Origin of the sequence: Psychrobacter sp. Ps1 (assembly GCF_022129425.1) — a bacterium.
Classification (GTDB): Bacteria; Pseudomonadota; Gammaproteobacteria; order Pseudomonadales; family Moraxellaceae; genus Psychrobacter.
Window position 1 is genome coordinate 24,799 of sequence record NZ_JADQAN010000006.1, and the last position, 16,683, is coordinate 41,481.

The following is a 16,683-nucleotide window of genomic DNA, read 5'->3' on the forward strand; positions in this document are numbered from 1 at the left end:
TAAGTAGGCTACAAAAATTGCTATAGCAAAATCTAGTAGCCATTTATACCGTATCGTTTGAAGTTGGCAGACTGATACCACTAATATGTTTTTATTTTGGGGAAAATAACATGGCAGAGAAAAACTACTATGACATTTTAGGGGTCAAAAAAGACGCCTCAGACGCTGATATCAAAAAAAAATACCGCAAGCTTGTTCGTCAGTATCATCCCGATGTCAGTGATCATCCAGACGCTGATAATAAAATTGCAGAAATAAACAACGCTTACGAAACGATCAGAGATAAAGAAAAGCGCGCTGAATATGACGCTATGCTAAATAATCCGTTTGCTGGTCAAAGTAGATCAAGTGGGTTTGGTGGCAGTGGGCAAACTGGCGCAGGTCAAGGTGGTTTTCGCTGGGAAGATATCAAAGATCAGTTTGGTGACGGTGAAGCCTTTGGCGATGGTGGTTTTCGCTTCGATGACATTTTTTCAGCATTTGGTCGCGGCGCACGTGGGTCAACTGGTGGACAAACGGGCAGTCGCTCTCAAAGCAGCGGCTTCGATCAATTTGGTGGTGGCTTTGGGACGCAAGATAGCAAAGGTCAGGATCAGCATGCCGAGATTACCGTTGACTTATCTTCAGTCTATAGTGGCGACGACTATAGTATTAAGCTAAACGTCCCTGTTCGTCAACCCAATGGTAATGTCGACTACGATAATAAAACCCTTAAGATAAAAATCCCTAAAGGTATCACTGACGGTAAGCAAATTCGTTTGGCAGGGCAAGGCGCTGCTGGTAGCAGTAATGGCAAAAATGGCGATTTGTTTTTGAAGGTTAAAATTCGTCATGATGCCAATATTCGTATAGAAGGCGCAGACGTTTATCAAACCGTGAATATTGCACCGTGGGAAGCGGCACTGGGTGAAAAAATCAATGTCAGTACGCCAGCGGGTACGCTTGGTGTGACCATTCCTAAGAATAGCAAGTCCGGTAGCAATTTACGTCTTAAAGGCAAAGGTATCCCTGCTAAGCAAGCAGGCGACTTGTATCTAACTCTAAATATTGTCAATCCTGATGTTAGTAGTGATGCGTCGAGACAGGCTTATGAGCAGCTAAAACAAGCCTTTGCGGATACCAATATTAGTCGTTAAACAAGATTATGAACAACCGTTACTTATTACTGAAGTAATAGACGAATAGCAGAGATGAACACGATACCGATGAAATAAAGAGAAAACGAGGATAATAGCTATGAACCACTCGACTGAATTTACAGACATCATCATGAGCTTAGATGAACTGGTCTCTGCCTGTGGCCAAGAGCGCCAATGGGTCATCGAATTAATCGAAGAAAATATCATTGAATATGATGTACCAGAGCATGAAAAATTTACTGGTTATCAGCTGACGACAGTGCGCCGTGCATCGCGATTGAGTCGTGATTTTGAAGCCAGCGTACCAGCAATTGGTTTGATACTTGAGCTGTTAGATGAAGTTGAGCAACTGCGCCAACTTAAACGTCAGATAGAGCAGCAAACACCAGTCATCGAAGTCGACATAGACAACCTAAAGTAATCAAATAATCAAAATAACATGTAGAAAAAGGGCCCTATAAAGGCCCTTTTTTATGTCTATAGAAAACACGTCAGCAGAAATTAACGCGAATACGTCGGATCCGCTGCTGCTGTAAATAATACATCAGTAGAAGAGTTCAAAGCAGTCTCAGCTGAGTCCTGAATCACACCGATGATAAAGCCAATCGCAACTACTTGCATCGCGATATCATTTGGAATGCTAAATAAGCTAGCAGCGAGTGGAATCAATAGCAATGAACCACCAGCAACACCAGAAGCACCGCAAGCACTAATCGTAGCAACCAGACTGAGTAGCAGCGCTGATGCAAACGTCACTTCGATACCCAACGTATGAGCAGCAGCAAGCGTTAAGACGTTAATCGTAATCGCAGCACCAGCCATGTTAATGGTGGCCCCTAGTGGGATGGTCACCGAATAAGTGTCTTCATGCAATCCAAGCTTACGGGCAAGGTTCATGTTGACTGGGATATTGGCCGCTGAACTGCGTGTAAAGAAGGCAGTAATTCCTGATTCGCGCAGACATCTGAACACGAGTGGATAAGGGTTCTTGCCAGTTTTGATAAGGACGATAAGCGGATTGGCAACCAACGCAATGAATAACATACAGCTGATTAATACCATTAAGATACGTGCGTAGCCTGCCAAAGAAGCAAAGCCTGTCTCAGCAACCGTGCTAGCGACTAGGCCTAAGATACCAAATGGGGCTAAAGCAATAATCCATTTAACCACTTGTGAGATGGCATCAGCGAAATCACCGACAACATTACGAGCAGTATCACTGGCTTGGCGCAGTGCAAAACCAATAATAATTGCCCATGCTAAGATACCAATATAGTTGGCTTCAGCGATTGCATTGATCGGGTTAGCGACCAGGTTCATGAGCAAGTTCGTCAAGACTTCTTTTAGGTCAGCAGGTGGTACTTGCGCGATATCGGCGTTGATCAAGACCAGCTCAGTTGGGAATAAAAAGCTGGCACCGACTGCCGTTAGTGCTGCCAAAAAAGTGCCGAACATGTACATGATAAGCACTGGCTTTACGTAGACTTCATTGCCACTACGATGTTGACTGATGGCTGCCATAACCAGAATAAATACTAGGATGGGAGCGACTGCTTTTAGTGCGCCGACAAAGAGTGTACCGAGCAACCCTATGGCGGTGCCGATACTTGGCGCTAGCCAACCAATCAATACCCCTAACACCAAACCAATAATAATAAGCGGCACCAGCCCTATACGCTGATACATTGCAATTAATGAACGCATCTGTACACCCTCAAGTCCGTTAAAAGTAAGTGAATTGTCACAACAGAAAATTTATCGAAGGATGGTAGCATTTTTTGACATATTCGCATACCGCTCATAGCAGTAGCTGTTGCGTGCAAACAGAGGGATAGTAGAGTTATAGAACTAGTATAAAAAAGAATGTAGCACTTATAGGCAAGGGCTAGCTACTCAGAATACCTCATTTATAGGAGAGTAAAAGCAGCGATATAGGCAATGATATATAAGGTAGGAAGAGATTTCGCTATGAAAGGTAAGAGGGAAATAAACAGTAGAGCTACACCTTAAAGTGGGTCAAATCGTAACCTAATTGCTGGTAGGCTTTATATTTATTGCGACCTTCTTGTGTACTTGTGGCATCAGGTTGGATCAGCTCAAGGACTCGAGAGGGTTTTGAATTATTGGTAGCAGCCATAAAATCGTTGACGGGACGAGTCGTCGTATTGAGCACGATACCATTAAAATCTGCTGGCATATGATTGCCTAGCAGTACAGGCGCTGATACTTCAGAAGTAGCAATGTTGATGTTGCTATCATCAGTACCTCTATCATTGGTACTTTTATTGTCAGTATCAGAAAGACATTGATGCGGTATAAAACTCGTAGGTTCTTGTGCCCAAAGTGCCGTATCTAGATTTGCTAGTAATGTCCCATCTTCAATTAAAATCAGCAAAGACTGAGCGCTTTTGTTAAGCGCCGTCTGCGTCAGCTGACAAATAAAGCCCAAGAAATCTTGGGCCTTACTCTCACTTAATACATAAAAACTAATTTTCATAAATGGATTAAGCCATCTCTGCGCTGTTTTTTAGATATTGCATAAACAATGGCACAGGACGACCAGTGGCTGCTTTGTCTTTACCTGAGTTCCATGCAGTACCAGCGATGTCTAAATGCGCCCATGCTTGACCTTCTTCAATGAAACGCGATAAGAAGCAGGCGGCAGTTACCGCACCAGCACCTTTACCACCGATGTTTTGCATATCAGCGATTGGTGAATCAAGCTGAGCTTGATATTCATCATCTAAAGGCATATGCCAAATAAGATCGCCTGATAGGTTGCTGGCATTTTCTAAATCAAACAGCACATCTTCATCATTACTAAATACAGCTGAACGAACATGGCCTAGCGCAACCACACAAGCGCCAGTCAAAGTGGCAACATCGATGATGGCTTTTGGCTGATAACGCTGCACGTAGCACAAGGTATCTGCTAGTACTAAACGACCTTCAGCATCAGTATTCAAGATTTCAACTGATTTACCATTCATTGCTTTAACGATATCGCCTGGACGTGTTGCATCACCTGATGGCATGTTTTCAGCACAGGCTAGCGCACCAACGACGTTGATCGGTAGACGCGCTTCGCACAACGCTTTGATTGTACCGAGTACTGATGCTGAACCACCCATGTCAAACTTCATCTCATCCATCGCCGCACCTGGCTTGATTGAGATACCGCCTGAGTCAAAGGTTACGCCTTTACCGACTAATACGATAGGTGCGTCGTCATTGGTCGCTTGTGCATTGTCATTGCTATTTTTGCTTGCATTTTTAGCTGACTTTTTGGTTGGTAGTTTATCGGCTAATGCCTTTAGACCACTCACTTTTGCGTTGCTAGTGGTTTGTTCGGTAGTACCTGCATTTGAACTAAATTCTGATTTGCCACGGTACTCCATGAGCACAAGCTTGCCTTCTTTGGTAGAGCCTTGTGCAACGGCTAAGAAGCAATGCATACCTAGCGCTGACATCTCGTCCTCACCTAGTACCTTCACGGTTAATAGGTCAGGATACGTTTTCGCAAGCTCTTGAGCTTGTTCAGCCATATAAGCTGGGAAGCAGATGTTACCTGGTTCATTTGCTACATCACGAGTCAGGCTCTGACCAGCAAATACTGACTGAGCGAAGGCAAGTGCAGGCTGTAGTGACTCATCCGCTAATAGATAAACATCGGTCAATACAGGACTTGCTTGCTCAGACTTATACTTGTCAAAGCGGTAGCTCGCTGCCAGTAGATTAAGGGCAAATTGACCAAAATGGTTTTCTTCTAGTGCATCACCCAATGCGACAGTGATAGAAGACACACGCTTCTGAGTGCTGCTATAGATAGTATTGGCGATTTTTTGCAGTACGGTGTTGTTAAACTTATCAGTGTTACCTACACCGACCAATAGCAGTTGTACAGGGTTTTGCTTAGTGGTTTTCTTATCACCTGCCAGCGCATAATCAGCAACAGTCTCACAGGTAGCACCCTTGAAATGTGATACTTCAATCAACTGCTCAATACGAGCGGTATATTCGCTTAGTACAGATTTAGCCAGAATGTTTTTCTTGTCATCGACTAAAACAACCAGACAAGCATCGTCTTTACTTTTGGCTTCTTTTTTCAAGATTTTTTGCGTATGAGTCTTTGGTAGATGCTGAGATAATTTGATATTCATATAGTTATCCTTATTAGAGTTATGAAAATTGCAGGATTTGTATGACTGCTTATACCTGTCAGATTATTAAATTATTTGGTCTGTTGAGCAATCACAGTAGTGTAGCATATTGCGATAATCGTGCGCAGTTATCAAGTCTTGGGTAATACGTTTGAATTATTATGCTGTGCTAACTTACGCTATGGTTTAGCGGTTACATTATCATTTTTCGATGATGCCAACATATTAGCCATTGACCAATTCATCGGTCGTTACCATCGCGGCAAATCTGTCTTGTAGTGCTGCCATGGCAGTATCATGCATGATTTCAGCGCTTATCGGCTCTCTAGTAGCACTCGGTAGATCGCGAGTGGCACAGGCATCATGGCAGACAAAACTATCAAAACCTAAATCAAATGCGGCGCGGACGCTTGAGCTGACGCACATATGACTCATAAAACCCGCAAAAACAATCTGCTTCTTGTCTGCTGCTGAGATCAATGATTGTAATTGCGTATCATAAAAGGCATTCGGATGCTTTTTGGCAATCACTGTTTCGCCATCTTGCGGCTGCAACTGTTCGACGATCTCAACGTTAGCTGATAGAGGATCAAAGACATTGCCATTCTCGGCACCATGATGGGTAATGTGAAAGATAGGTAAATCTTGCTGACGCGCTTTATCGAGTACTAGGCGCGCATTGGCGATGGCTTTTGCCCCAGCGTCCCCTAATGGCATAGCGCCATCGACGTATTCGTTTTGATAGTCGATAAGAACCAGCGTGCAATTTGACCAATCAAGCGCATCAAAAGTGACGCCAGCGAGCTCAAGTAGGGTAGAGGGTGTAGAGGTCGTTTTATTCATTAGTATTATTCTCCGTTTGACAATATAAGTATATTTTTCTATCAGTCAGTCTAGCAATTAATAACAGAGAGAAATGTTCGATGATACGAATGACAAACAAACCTTTCTAAAATAAATAAAGTAAAAACTTAGCGCTATAAATACTATCAATTTGATGTAATTTAAGGTTATAGCAATTATTTATCCAATATTTGCTATATTCAGTAATTACTGTCAATAATGCGCTCTTAGCAAGGTGTAGGTAATGTTTTCAAACACATTTCACAGCCATTTTTGGGCAAAACATGCTAGCATTAGCGGTTATATCTGTCGCTTGTGTTTATTGAGTATGACTAACCAGTCGCTTAGTAACGTTTATCGTTATTTGAGTATGTACATGACTCATATCATGCTGATGATATGTCGTTGCATGATCTAAACATTCAATAAGCTCATCATCAATCGCGCGCATACCAACCGTTTAAGAGTACCCATTGTGATATTACGCCGCTACATGACACAACAAGTTGCCTCGACCACTGCCTTAGTGTTGGGGTTTTTGGTAGTGATGATGCTTGGTGGTCGTTTGATACGCTATTTTGGCATCGCTGCTGAAGGTCGTTTGGACGTCAGCCTACTGTTTACGATCATTGGGTATAACCTGCCATATTTTTTAGAGCTCATTTTACCGTTAGCATTCTTTATTGCTTTGATGCTAGTATTTGGCCGCTTATATGTCGATCAAGAAATGGCAGTAATTAATGCTAGTGGCGTGTCTCGAGGTAAGCTTGCTCGATTGATGACACCATTAATATTGGCATTGTTCGTCGGCGAGGCGGCGCTATCTGTCGTTGGTAAACCTTGGGGTGTTCGCTCGTCTGAGGCTGTGTGGCAGCAGCAAGCATTGACCAGTGCGTTTGATTTGATTCGTCCGAACGAGTTTATCAGTAGCGGTAATTATCATTTGTATGTGGGTAGTCTCAGCGATGATAAGAAAAAACTGCAAGATGTGATCTTGATCCAATCTGAACCTGCGAAAAAAGGTAGTACTGCTGAAGATGTCGATGCTAGTGCCACTGCTACTGATATGAATAATACGATTGACAGCGAGACGGCCGAACAAATTGGCATTTCTGATATCCCAAAAGACATTATAAATAGTGGTGCAAAGGACATTAGCAAAGACACTATCACGCTGGCTAAGCGTGCTGAGCAAGTAGATACTGGCAATAGCGGCGTGACTCAGTTGGATTTGTTCCAAGGACGTCGTTACGAAGTTGGCGCAGGCAGTCTCAAATATAATCAAGTCGCTTTTGATCGTTATCGCATTACCTTGACTGAGTCTTCACAGGAAGTTATCACCGAAGATAATATTGAAACGCAAAAGATTGGACCATTATGGCAAGCCGCCACGAGTAGCTCACCATCAGGCACGAATAATGCAATGCGCGCTGCACAAGGTGAGCTTGGCTATCGTTTGGCGCTACCATGGCTGATGATTATCGCGCCTATGTTGGCCGTGCCACTGGCGCAAGTGCGTCCGCGTCAAGGACGTTGGCTGCGCTTATTTCCTTCTATCTTATTATTTGTCAGCTGTGCACTAGGTATCATCTCGCTCAAAAACGCAGTGAGCAAAGACAGCATCAGCGTATGGGCTTATGCATGGCTGATTGTAGGATTTATGGCTTTGGCGCTTTATATGAATTGGGGTAGCCGTGTGCAACATCGATTGCGCTTTCGCAAACAAGAAAACAGGCTAGCCGCTGCTGCAACTGACTCAGTTAGCGACATCGATAATCATAACAACAGCTCACAAGGAGGGCAGTCTTAATGCGCTCTTTATTTGCTAAGTCAGCCAAGTCTGATCAATTGGCCAAAAAACCTGCCAATCTAAAAGTCCTTAGTCGTTATGTCAAACTTAATGCTCTATTGGCTATTATCGCTGCCGTCATTGGTTTGTGGGCATTACAGCTGATTTTTTCTTACTTATCAGAGCTTGATTCGTTAGACGATAACTACACCATGGGTGAGGCGCTCAAATATATCTTTTATCGTTCGCCTTACTTTTTAGAGCAATTTATCCCAACGGGTGCGCTATTGGGTGCTGTCATAGGGTTGGGTTTGCTGGCCAATAAAAGCGAGCTGGTCGTCATGCGCGCGGCTGGGGTCAGTATCTATCGTATCGTCGGCTGGGTATTACAGCCCGCTTTGATATTTGTACTGTTGGCCTTGGCTATCAATCAGTTCGTTCTACCGTCTTCTAACCAATTAGCGAAACAGATTAATGATGAAGACAGCACCTCATTGGTCACATCAGTACGCGGCTACTGGACGATACAGCCACGATTCGAAACCGCAGCAGATGGCAGTGCTACACCTGATGGTAGCGATGTTTTATATATTGATTATGCTGATGTCGCAGGCAACATTGGCGAGGTGAAACGCTGGCATTTGGATAATAATGGCAATTTGCAAACTGCTGTCCATGCGGAAGGTGGAAAGTATACTGGCCGTGAACCAATTGATGTAAATAGTGAAAAGCCAAGCGAGCAGTATCGCTACGAGTGGCAGTTAAACGATATGGTTAAGCTCTCTATCAATCAGGGATTTGAGAGTAGCCAAGCTATTTCACCATCAGATACGTTAAGCTTACCTTTTGCCCCAGAGTCTGTGTATCTGCTAACGCGTAAGGCAGAGGATTTGTCATTGACGCAGCTGTATGAGCATCGCACGTTTATGCGCCAACAGGGCAATCGTTCTTTAGATCATGAAGTCGCATTTTGGCAAAAGCTACTATCGCCATTATCGATATTGTCGCTAGTGATCGTCGCTTGCTCGTTTGTCTTTGGCTCGCTACGGACGCACAGCTTAGGCTTGCGTATCGTCGTGGCATTGCTGTTTGGTCTACTATTTAGCTATATTCAGGACTTAGTCGGATTTGTATCGCTAGCGACAGGCTTTTCACCGATGCTTATGGTGCTATTGCCGATTATCGGCAGCGCGCTATTGGGTGGATATTTGATAAAACGCCAGATGTAAAAAGACAGTTGGTCATACCAAATAAAAAGCACGCTAAATCTAATTTAGCGTGCTTTTTTATGTCGATTTCAATTTGAGCCTCAGTTTAAATGGCCGAAACTCAATCAGGCAAAGCTAAAACTAGTCTTTGGTCGCCATCGTAATTGTATAGGTTTTACCTTGCTTGATTTTATCGCTATTGCCAAACACTTCGGTAAACGAGCGCTTCACGAATTGGCGCAGGCCATTGATGGTGACGACATAAAAACGGCCACCTTTACGCATGCGTGCATAGGCATCGAGGAAGTATAAATAATGCTGCTCTTTACCGACTTTGGCTGGCAAGTTCGACATCACAAGGCTAAAGTCTTTATCTTTTGCCACATGATTAAAGCCATTTGATAAATGCACATCGACATTGTTTAGACCATTTTTCTCACAGTTACGACGTGCGTATTCTACTGCCATAAAATCTTTATCAATCAGCGTATGCTGACCATTCGGACATTCACGCGCTGCCGTCATACCAAGTACACCATAACCACAGCCCAAATCAATCGAATCATCATCTTGCTCAAAATCCACATAATCAAGCAGCATCAAGCTACCGTCATCGAGTTTTTGCGGCGAAAAAATGCCCCACGTGGTCGCAAAATCAAATGGCTTACCCAGCACTTCTTGGCGAAAATTGATATCTTCGCGCCAGTGTTCGGCATTTTTTAATAGGTCAGCAGGTGGTCTATGGCTCATGGGATTCTCGGATAATAGATAGGTAAAAGGTAGTGCGCAGCCCATTTAGGCAGCATGTATATCATGACGCACTTTAATAAGGGTATTGTAACGAGAAAAGGATGGGTTTGCAGCTATCTATTTCTAGAACTGCATTTTGCTGTATCGCAAAAATTTTTAAGACAAAATGCTAGAGATATTAGATAAGAGGTAACGCTTAATATAGAATCAAATTTAACCTGATAGTTGCTAAGTATTATTTATGCCAGACATTACATTCGTATCTAAAGTAGACTTCTGGCTTGCACTGTTACTTTGGGGTTTGGGTTTATTTACTGTGTCTGTTCCATTATGGCAGTGGCAGCGAGGTGCTCACAAATCCCTCATACAAACCATATTAATGACGGTTATTCTCATACCTTTTGCAGCACTAATGCTTATCCCTTTTTTCGGTACTCAGTACATATTAACGAACGAACAGCTACAAGTAGATAGTGGGTTTTCTGTTCAAAAAATTGAGATTACAGATATCATCTATATTACGCCGACTCGAAGTATGAGTTCTGCGCCAGCACTATCACTGGATAGGATTAAAATAGTATATAAAAATGAAGAAATACTAATCTCACCAAAAGACAAGTTACGTTTTTATCGGGAGATACAGGCACGTAATCCAAGTATAGCGATAGATGAAGCAGGCGAATAGAATAGCATTATCGTTAGCTGGATTCAGCTATACATCGTTCCTGATAGTGAATTTCTCTTGAAATTATTTCCTCAAACTTTTCTTTAATAAATGATCAAATATAAATGGTCCGAATGGCAAAAACGAGCCGAGCACACCTGCAGGTAGTGCCCACAGTGGCATTTTTATTCTACCCGCGGTGATGATCAGCACTATGGCATAGGCAACGAATAATACCCCATGCACTGGACCGACATAGCTTACCGCTTCTGGAATATCGAACATATATTTGAGTGGCATCGCGATACCCAGCAGCAATAAAAAAGAAGTGCCTTCTAAATAACCCATGATGGTCAGTTTTTTGAGGGCAAAAATTTGCTTTTCGGTTAGGGTAGGCAGAGTAGATGGTTGAGCTTGCAACACAGTTTAGTCCTCTAACGATCATTCATAAAAATTAAATCCTAACCTCGCGGATGGTGTTCTGCATGCAGCTTCTGCAATCTTGCTGTCGCCACGTGAGTATAGATTTGCGTGGTTGATAAATCACTGTGCCCTAGCAATAACTGCACGCTGCGCAAGTCTGCACCATGATTCAGCAAATGGGTAGCAAAAGCGTGGCGCAGGGTATGCGGTGACAGCTCTTTATCGATACTGGCGACTTTGGCGTATTTCTTAAGCAAATACCAAAAGTTCTGCCGTGTCATATAGCCACCTTGCGCCGTCAAAAACACCGCTTGGCAATTTCCTGACTTCAAATGCGCAATCAAATCACCACGAGCATGCGTTAGATAATCTTCTAGCGCATCGTTTGCATATTCGCCGAGTGGCACCAGTCGGGTTTTATTGCCTTTCCCCGTTATTTGTAGCCAGCCAGCGTTTAGATTCACTTGTTCTAATGAGAGATTAATCAACTCGCTCACACGTAGGCCACACGCATATAGCACCTCTAGCATGGCTTTATCACGCAGTCCGAGTGCAGTGCTGGTATCAGGCGCGGCAAGTAGATTATCGACATCAGCCTCGGCTAAGTCTTTTGGTAATGGACGACCCAGCTTTGGGCTTTTGATACGCTCACAAGGATTGTCTTCACGCAGATTACTGGCAATCATCCACAGATAAAACTGACGCAAGCTTGAGAGCATACGTGCTTGGGTACGTGGGGTTTTGCCTTCTTGAGTCAGGGTTGATAAGCAGTGCAGCACGTCATCAGGCTGCCAACGTGTCAGGGAAATAGGATTGGTCAGCTCGCAAGAGCGCAGGTCGCGGACATACGCATTACGAGTACGAGTCGCTAGACCACGTGCCAGCATGGCTTGACGAAACTCAGTCATGTAAGCTGGCTCATCATCGACCGCCAATGCTTTAGGCTGTCGTTGTTGCACGGCGCGATCACGACTCATAGGATAATACTCAGATAGGGGTTAAGTTAGCAATGACAGACAGTTATTAAAATAATGCCAAATCTATCATGCCGTTTTTTTCTTAACCAGATAGCGATATAGCGTTACGCTTGCAGGCGTATCATCATCGCTATCGATGGTGATTTCGTCAGGATCAGCGTCTAAGCTCACGTTTTCAGCCAGTGTTTCTTGGCCTACTAGTTCATGACCTAAATGACGACAGAAATTCGGAATATCGCGCGTGGTAGCCGGATCTGTCGCCAATATTTCAATCACTTCACCGCCATCTGCTTTGCGAATGACGCGGTGTAGCATCATGACGGGCTCAGGACAGATCAGCCCTTGAGTATCTAAGTGATGGTGGATAGGCGTGTCTGGCATAGAAGTGGTCATAGTCATTATTGTAAAGCTAAATAAGTGAATTTGAGGATGAGTAGTTTGCTTAATTGCTTATCGCGGCGTACTTTGTAGATCGTCTACGCTTCAGTACTTTCAGTCTCTTCATCGGCTTCAGACGTATCAGCTACTTCTAAAAAGTTAAAAAACCGCTTAAAGCTTACTTTAAATAAGAATGCCACACCCAGCCAACAAGATAGTCCTAACCATGCAGTATCGGCAAAAATTAATCCACCAACCAATATAATGGTTGATACACCAATACTCATGGCAATCATCGATGGTTGGTTTAAGCGATAACGATAAACGACCAATGCATCATAAATAGTAATGGGTATCGTGAGGGCTACCAGGGCGTAGGGCAAATTGTAAAATAACTGATAAAGCAGCTGGTTGTCATGGAAAGCTTTGATACTAGCAATCGTGCCAAAGACCACAAATGCAAAAATAGCCGCATAAATGAGATAAATCGCTATTTGGTTGGCACGTTGGGCGCCTTTAATACGGGCAATAGCAAGTGGAGCAAAACCATGTTGCGACTTATGTTGCGAAGATTGGTCTGAGACAGTGGTCATAGTAATCAGTCATTTATCCGTTGAGAGGTATTATGTATCGAAGTGACATTATAGCCGCACACGTGTCTTTTACCTATTTGGCTGCTTTATTCTGCTTTGATTGCATCGATAGCGATACTGCTATTAGGATCAGCAAAATAGGTCGACATTAGGATACAAGCGGAGATATCATCGATTGGGTCGCGTTCGTTTTTGATCCAACCATTGTCCCATGCGATTTCTCTTGCTTCGATTGAAGTCAGCCGCTCATCACACAGTGATACGGTCACTGGCAGATGTTGCTCCATCACTCTGTGGGCTAGACGACGAGCGAATTTGTGTGCTCGTTTTGAGAGCATGGAGCTCGTGCCATCCATATTAAGCGGTAGACCGACCACGACTTGCGCCACGCCCCAGATTTTGATGATACCAATTAGATTGTCCCAATCTGGCTGGCCGTTATTCATTGCCAAAATGTCAAAGGCACGCGCCGTCTGTGTGATGGTATTACCGAGCGCCATACCCATCTTTTTGACGCCGTAATCTAGCGCCAAGATAAGATGCGGCTTTACTTCTGGCTCGATAGTTTCAGCAGTGCTATTGCTATCGAGAGTGTCAATATCAATGTCATTATCTATAGCGTCTGTGCTACTGGCTGTAAAAGTGCTATCTACCATAGTAATGGGTGTCCTTTATGTCTTTATCTAAATTTGCAGAGCGTATGATATTACGCATGACCTATGTCACTACTAAGATAGTCAAAGTTGACACCGATTTTGTCGGCTGCGATTTGCCAGCGTTCTTCAAACGGTGTATCAAATAATAAGTTCAGATCAGCAGGGCAGACTAACCAGTCACCATTACTGAGCTCTTGGTCTAGCTGTTTTTTGCCCCAACTGGCATGTCCAAGGCACAGTTGATAATGACCAACACCTTGGCCTGCGGCAATACGCTTTAGAATATCTTGGCTAGTCGTGATGCAAACGTTCTCTGAAATAGCAAAAGAAGAGGCCCATTCTGGCTGACCAGTATGCAGCACAAAGCCAACCTCCGGATACATAGGACCGCCCTCTAAAGCCACATCTTCCATCACCTGCGGATTGGTCACTTCAATATCCAAATCTTCTAGCAGCTTACCTACGCGAGATTGCTCAAGCGGACGATTGACCATCAGACCTAGCGCACCATGCTTGTCATGACGGCAAATATATATAAGTGCCTGCTCAAACCTTGGGTCTGACAGCTCTGGTGCTGCAATCAAAAAATGATGGGTCAAATTGGTTTTAGACATAGAAACAAACGCAACCTAATAATAAGGGTGAAAGACCACTATATGGTGATAATCAATAGAAAAGCAAGATTCACACCAATTGCTACTGACCATCATATAGACTCAGCTAACCATCCGTTTTGATGAAAACGAATGATTATTTAACGTTAGATAGGTCAAATAGAGCATTATTTAACATCGGATAATAAGCTGCGGGCATGATCGCGCGTGACATCAGTGATAATAACACCACCAGACATACGCGCCAGCTCGTCTACTTGCGCACTGTTGGTCAGTATGAGTAGCTCGCTTTCGGTCTGTTCTTGATGGTGCTTTTGTACCAAGATATGTTGATGCGCTTGCGCTGCGACTTGTGCTTGGTGTGTGATGGCTAGCAATTGCTGTGTTTGCCCAAGCGAGCGTAGCAGTTCGCCAACCACTTGCGCAGTACCGCCACTAATACCAACGTCGACCTCATCAAATACTAGCATAGGCTTGGCGGCATTGTTATCAGCATTGGTCGCTTGTAGTACTTGCATCACGAGCGCCATACGTGACAGTTCACCACCTGAGGCGATCTTATGTAGAGGCTGCATTGGCATACCGACATTGGCGCTGAATAATAAATCAATATCGAAACAACCTTGGGCATTGTACTGACTAGGTTCGGTTTTTTTGGTAAAGACAAATTCACAGCGAGCATTGGGTAGCGCAAGCGGTTGTAGTTGTTTGATGAGTTGCTTACTAATTATCGGAGCAGCTTTTGTGCGCTCTTTATTTAGCTGTGTGGCCAGAGCGAGATAGTCTTGCCAAGCCTGCTCAATTTGCGCTGCCATTGCATCACTACTTGGCTCGTTCTCTAGCTGCTCTAATTGCGCCTCCCAGCCTTTTGCTTCATCAATTAAATCACTCGCTGGCAAGCTATGCTTACGTGACAGACGATGTCCTAAGCTGATTAGGTTGTCTAATGTTTGCAAGCGTTCAGGATCAGGTAGCTGCTGTTCGGCATAATCTGATAGCAGGGCAGTCACCTCAGTGATTTGCTGCTGTGCTAGATGGAGCTGTTCAGAAGCTTGTTCAAACGTTTGACTGACGCTTACTTGATTGTCGCAGAGTTTAATTGCTTGCCCGAGTAAGGTCATGACGTCTGGCTCATCGGTATCATTGTCGAGCAAATGGAGACCATGACTGGCCTCTTGCATTAAGGCTTCAATGTTGGAGAGCTCTTCGTGTTCAGATTCAACTTCTGCGTAGTCCACAGCCAATAACGGCGCAATATCTGCTAATTGGCTTTGCAACAACTGAATACGATCTTGACGCTGGGCTTCGCGGCTCGCGATGTCGTCCGCGCGACGTTTTAGCTGCTGATAGGCTTGATAGCTACTGGCAGTTTGGATGGCTAGCGGTGTTATCTGGGCCATCTCATCAAGCCATTGCACCACAAATTGCGGCTTGAGCAATGCTTGCTGAGCATGTTGGCTATGTATATTGACCAATAAAGTGCCTAAACTCTTTAGCTCCGCTAAGCTAACCGGTGAACCATTTAGCCATGCTTTTGAGCGACCAGTATTGCTTAATTGTCGACGAATAAGTACTTCAGGCTCTTCTAGCGGTCGATCGTTTTTGGCAAACCACTCAGCGACGACGCTGTTATTTTCTACATCGAATTGAGCGTAGATATCTGCATGCACGGCGCCATGCCTGACCATCGCACTGTCTGCTCGCTCACCGACACACAGTGATAGTGCATCTAGCAATAACGACTTGCCAGCACCTGTTTCACCAGTGATGACATTAAAACCTTCAGCCACGCTCAGCTCATGCTGAGCAATCAACGCAAACTGATGTAAAGTTAACGATACTAGCATCAACGCCTCTCAGGACAGACAATGGACATCATATAAATCTTAGGAAGCCATCTATAAATAGGGTAAATAAGGAAGTGAAAATATCTATTTAAACTTGCTAATTAGATAAATATTGTAGGCAAATAGTATGGTGTTAAATGTGCGTAAATACAAACTTTAAGACGAGGTATAACAGAATTTATTATTGGGAGATTACCATAAAACTATTAAAAACTGACAATAAATCATCAACATAATATCTATAATGTTAATCATTAGGGTCATTGGATATCTAAAGATAAGCATAGTATGCGAAGAAGTATTTTGACTGATAATGATAAAAATATACCTAAGTTAGTGGCCTAGCATCCGCCTAGAAAAATACTAAATAAATATGAAATGAGTGAGTAGATACTTTCCATCAAATAGCATTTTCCTAGTCGCTTTAACAAACTTTATAGATATAATGTGGTAGCATAATCTCACATAATGATAAACTCTTCTTATGAGTTTGATGCGCTATGCAACCTAATAACGAGTCATAATTTTGTAAAATTGTAGGCGTATAGTGGTAAAAATATGCCACTCAATCATTATTCAAAAGCGTTTTCATAGAACCTGTGGCTACCTTTAGCGCGCAGATATCTACTATAGAGGGATAAA

The 16,683-nt window shown here is 43.5% G+C and carries 17 protein-coding genes; 5 read left to right on the forward strand and 12 right to left on the reverse strand.

Annotated features, from left to right (window positions below; genetic code table 11):
• The first annotated feature begins 110 nt into the window (after positions 1 to 110).
• Entirely contained in the window at positions 111 to 1,136 is a 1,026-nt protein-coding gene (locus tag I3249_RS04235) for a DnaJ C-terminal domain-containing protein (protein ID WP_201606254.1), read from the forward strand.
• 100 nt (positions 1,137 to 1,236) lie between these two features.
• Positions 1,237 to 1,560 (forward strand): chaperone modulator CbpM, encoded by a 324-nt coding sequence (locus I3249_RS04240; RefSeq protein WP_102083164.1) that lies wholly within the window; start codon positions 1,237 to 1,239, stop codon positions 1,558 to 1,560.
• A gap of 80 nt (positions 1,561 to 1,640) precedes the next feature.
• On the opposite strand, the gene sstT is transcribed toward I3249_RS04240, so the two are convergent.
• The 4 genes from sstT to I3249_RS04260 form a co-directional block, all read right to left on the reverse strand.
• Positions 1,641 to 2,843 carry a serine/threonine transporter SstT gene (gene sstT, locus I3249_RS04245; protein WP_057757687.1) on the reverse strand — a complete coding sequence of 401 codons (1,203 nt, stop codon included), beginning with the start codon at positions 2,841 to 2,843 and terminating at the stop codon, positions 1,641 to 1,643.
• Between the two features lie 295 nt (positions 2,844 to 3,138).
• On the reverse strand, positions 3,139 to 3,636 hold the full coding sequence (locus I3249_RS04250) for a DNA polymerase III subunit chi (RefSeq protein WP_102092640.1): 498 nt from the start codon (positions 3,634 to 3,636) through the stop codon (positions 3,139 to 3,141).
• A 7-nt stretch (positions 3,637 to 3,643) separates the two neighbouring features.
• On the reverse strand, positions 3,644 to 5,299 hold the full coding sequence (locus tag I3249_RS04255; RefSeq protein ID WP_238068782.1) for a leucyl aminopeptidase: 1,656 nt from the start codon (positions 5,297 to 5,299) through the stop codon (positions 3,644 to 3,646).
• 225 nt (positions 5,300 to 5,524) lie between these two features.
• Positions 5,525 to 6,142, reverse strand: a complete 618-nt coding sequence (locus tag I3249_RS04260; protein ID WP_238068785.1) for a cysteine hydrolase family protein — start codon at positions 6,140 to 6,142, stop codon at positions 5,525 to 5,527.
• A gap of 493 nt (positions 6,143 to 6,635) precedes the next feature.
• Between I3249_RS04260 and lptF the strand changes: the two genes are divergently transcribed.
• Together lptF and lptG are read left to right on the forward strand one after the other, a co-directional pair.
• Positions 6,636 to 7,952: an LPS export ABC transporter permease LptF gene (lptF, locus tag I3249_RS04265; RefSeq protein WP_238068786.1), complete on the forward strand. Its 1,317-nt coding sequence runs from the start codon at positions 6,636 to 6,638 to the stop codon at positions 7,950 to 7,952.
• Positions 7,952 to 9,160 carry an LPS export ABC transporter permease LptG gene (gene lptG / locus I3249_RS04270; RefSeq protein ID WP_238068788.1) on the forward strand — a complete coding sequence of 403 codons (1,209 nt, stop codon included), beginning with the start codon at positions 7,952 to 7,954 and terminating at the stop codon, positions 9,158 to 9,160. The genes lptF and lptG overlap by 1 nt, the downstream gene beginning before the upstream one ends.
• 120 nt (positions 9,161 to 9,280) lie before the next feature.
• Here the strand turns inward: lptG and I3249_RS04275 are convergent, their stop codons facing one another.
• Positions 9,281 to 9,889 (reverse strand): methyltransferase, encoded by a 609-nt coding sequence (locus I3249_RS04275; RefSeq protein ID WP_101204678.1) that lies wholly within the window; start codon positions 9,887 to 9,889, stop codon positions 9,281 to 9,283.
• Positions 9,890 to 10,130: 241 nt separating this feature from the next.
• Between I3249_RS04275 and I3249_RS04280 the strand changes: the two genes are divergently transcribed.
• Positions 10,131 to 10,574, forward strand: coding sequence for a PH domain-containing protein (locus tag I3249_RS04280; RefSeq protein WP_238068789.1), 444 nt, complete (start codon positions 10,131 to 10,133; stop codon positions 10,572 to 10,574).
• A gap of 63 nt (positions 10,575 to 10,637) precedes the next feature.
• Here I3249_RS04280 and I3249_RS04285 read toward each other — a convergent pair whose 3' ends face one another.
• The 7 genes from I3249_RS04285 to recN form a co-directional block, all read right to left on the reverse strand.
• Entirely contained in the window at positions 10,638 to 10,976 is a 339-nt protein-coding gene (locus I3249_RS04285) for a DUF3817 domain-containing protein (RefSeq protein ID WP_238068791.1), read from the reverse strand.
• 38 nt (positions 10,977 to 11,014) lie between these two features.
• Positions 11,015 to 11,953 carry a site-specific tyrosine recombinase XerD gene (gene xerD / locus I3249_RS04290; protein ID WP_238068794.1) on the reverse strand — a complete coding sequence of 313 codons (939 nt, stop codon included), beginning with the start codon at positions 11,951 to 11,953 and terminating at the stop codon, positions 11,015 to 11,017.
• Between the two features lie 66 nt (positions 11,954 to 12,019).
• Positions 12,020 to 12,346: a sulfurtransferase TusA gene (tusA, locus tag I3249_RS04295; protein WP_238068907.1), complete on the reverse strand. Its 327-nt coding sequence runs from the start codon at positions 12,344 to 12,346 to the stop codon at positions 12,020 to 12,022.
• 83 nt (positions 12,347 to 12,429) lie between these two features.
• Positions 12,430 to 12,924, reverse strand: coding sequence for a hypothetical protein (locus I3249_RS04300; RefSeq protein ID WP_238068796.1), 495 nt, complete (start codon positions 12,922 to 12,924; stop codon positions 12,430 to 12,432).
• An 86-nt stretch (positions 12,925 to 13,010) separates the two neighbouring features.
• The gene (gene ruvX / locus I3249_RS04305) at positions 13,011 to 13,580 is read right to left on the reverse strand and encodes a Holliday junction resolvase RuvX (protein WP_269137211.1); all 570 of its coding nucleotides are present in this window, start codon (positions 13,578 to 13,580) and stop codon (positions 13,011 to 13,013) included.
• A 50-nt stretch (positions 13,581 to 13,630) separates the two neighbouring features.
• Positions 13,631 to 14,194 carry a YqgE/AlgH family protein gene (locus I3249_RS04310; RefSeq protein WP_101204671.1) on the reverse strand — a complete coding sequence of 188 codons (564 nt, stop codon included), beginning with the start codon at positions 14,192 to 14,194 and terminating at the stop codon, positions 13,631 to 13,633.
• 167 nt (positions 14,195 to 14,361) lie between these two features.
• Complete coding sequence (gene recN / locus I3249_RS04315) at positions 14,362 to 16,041, reverse strand: DNA repair protein RecN (RefSeq protein ID WP_238068799.1); 1,680 nt, start codon at positions 16,039 to 16,041, stop codon at positions 14,362 to 14,364.
• Between the last annotated feature and the right edge of the window lie 642 nt (positions 16,042 to 16,683).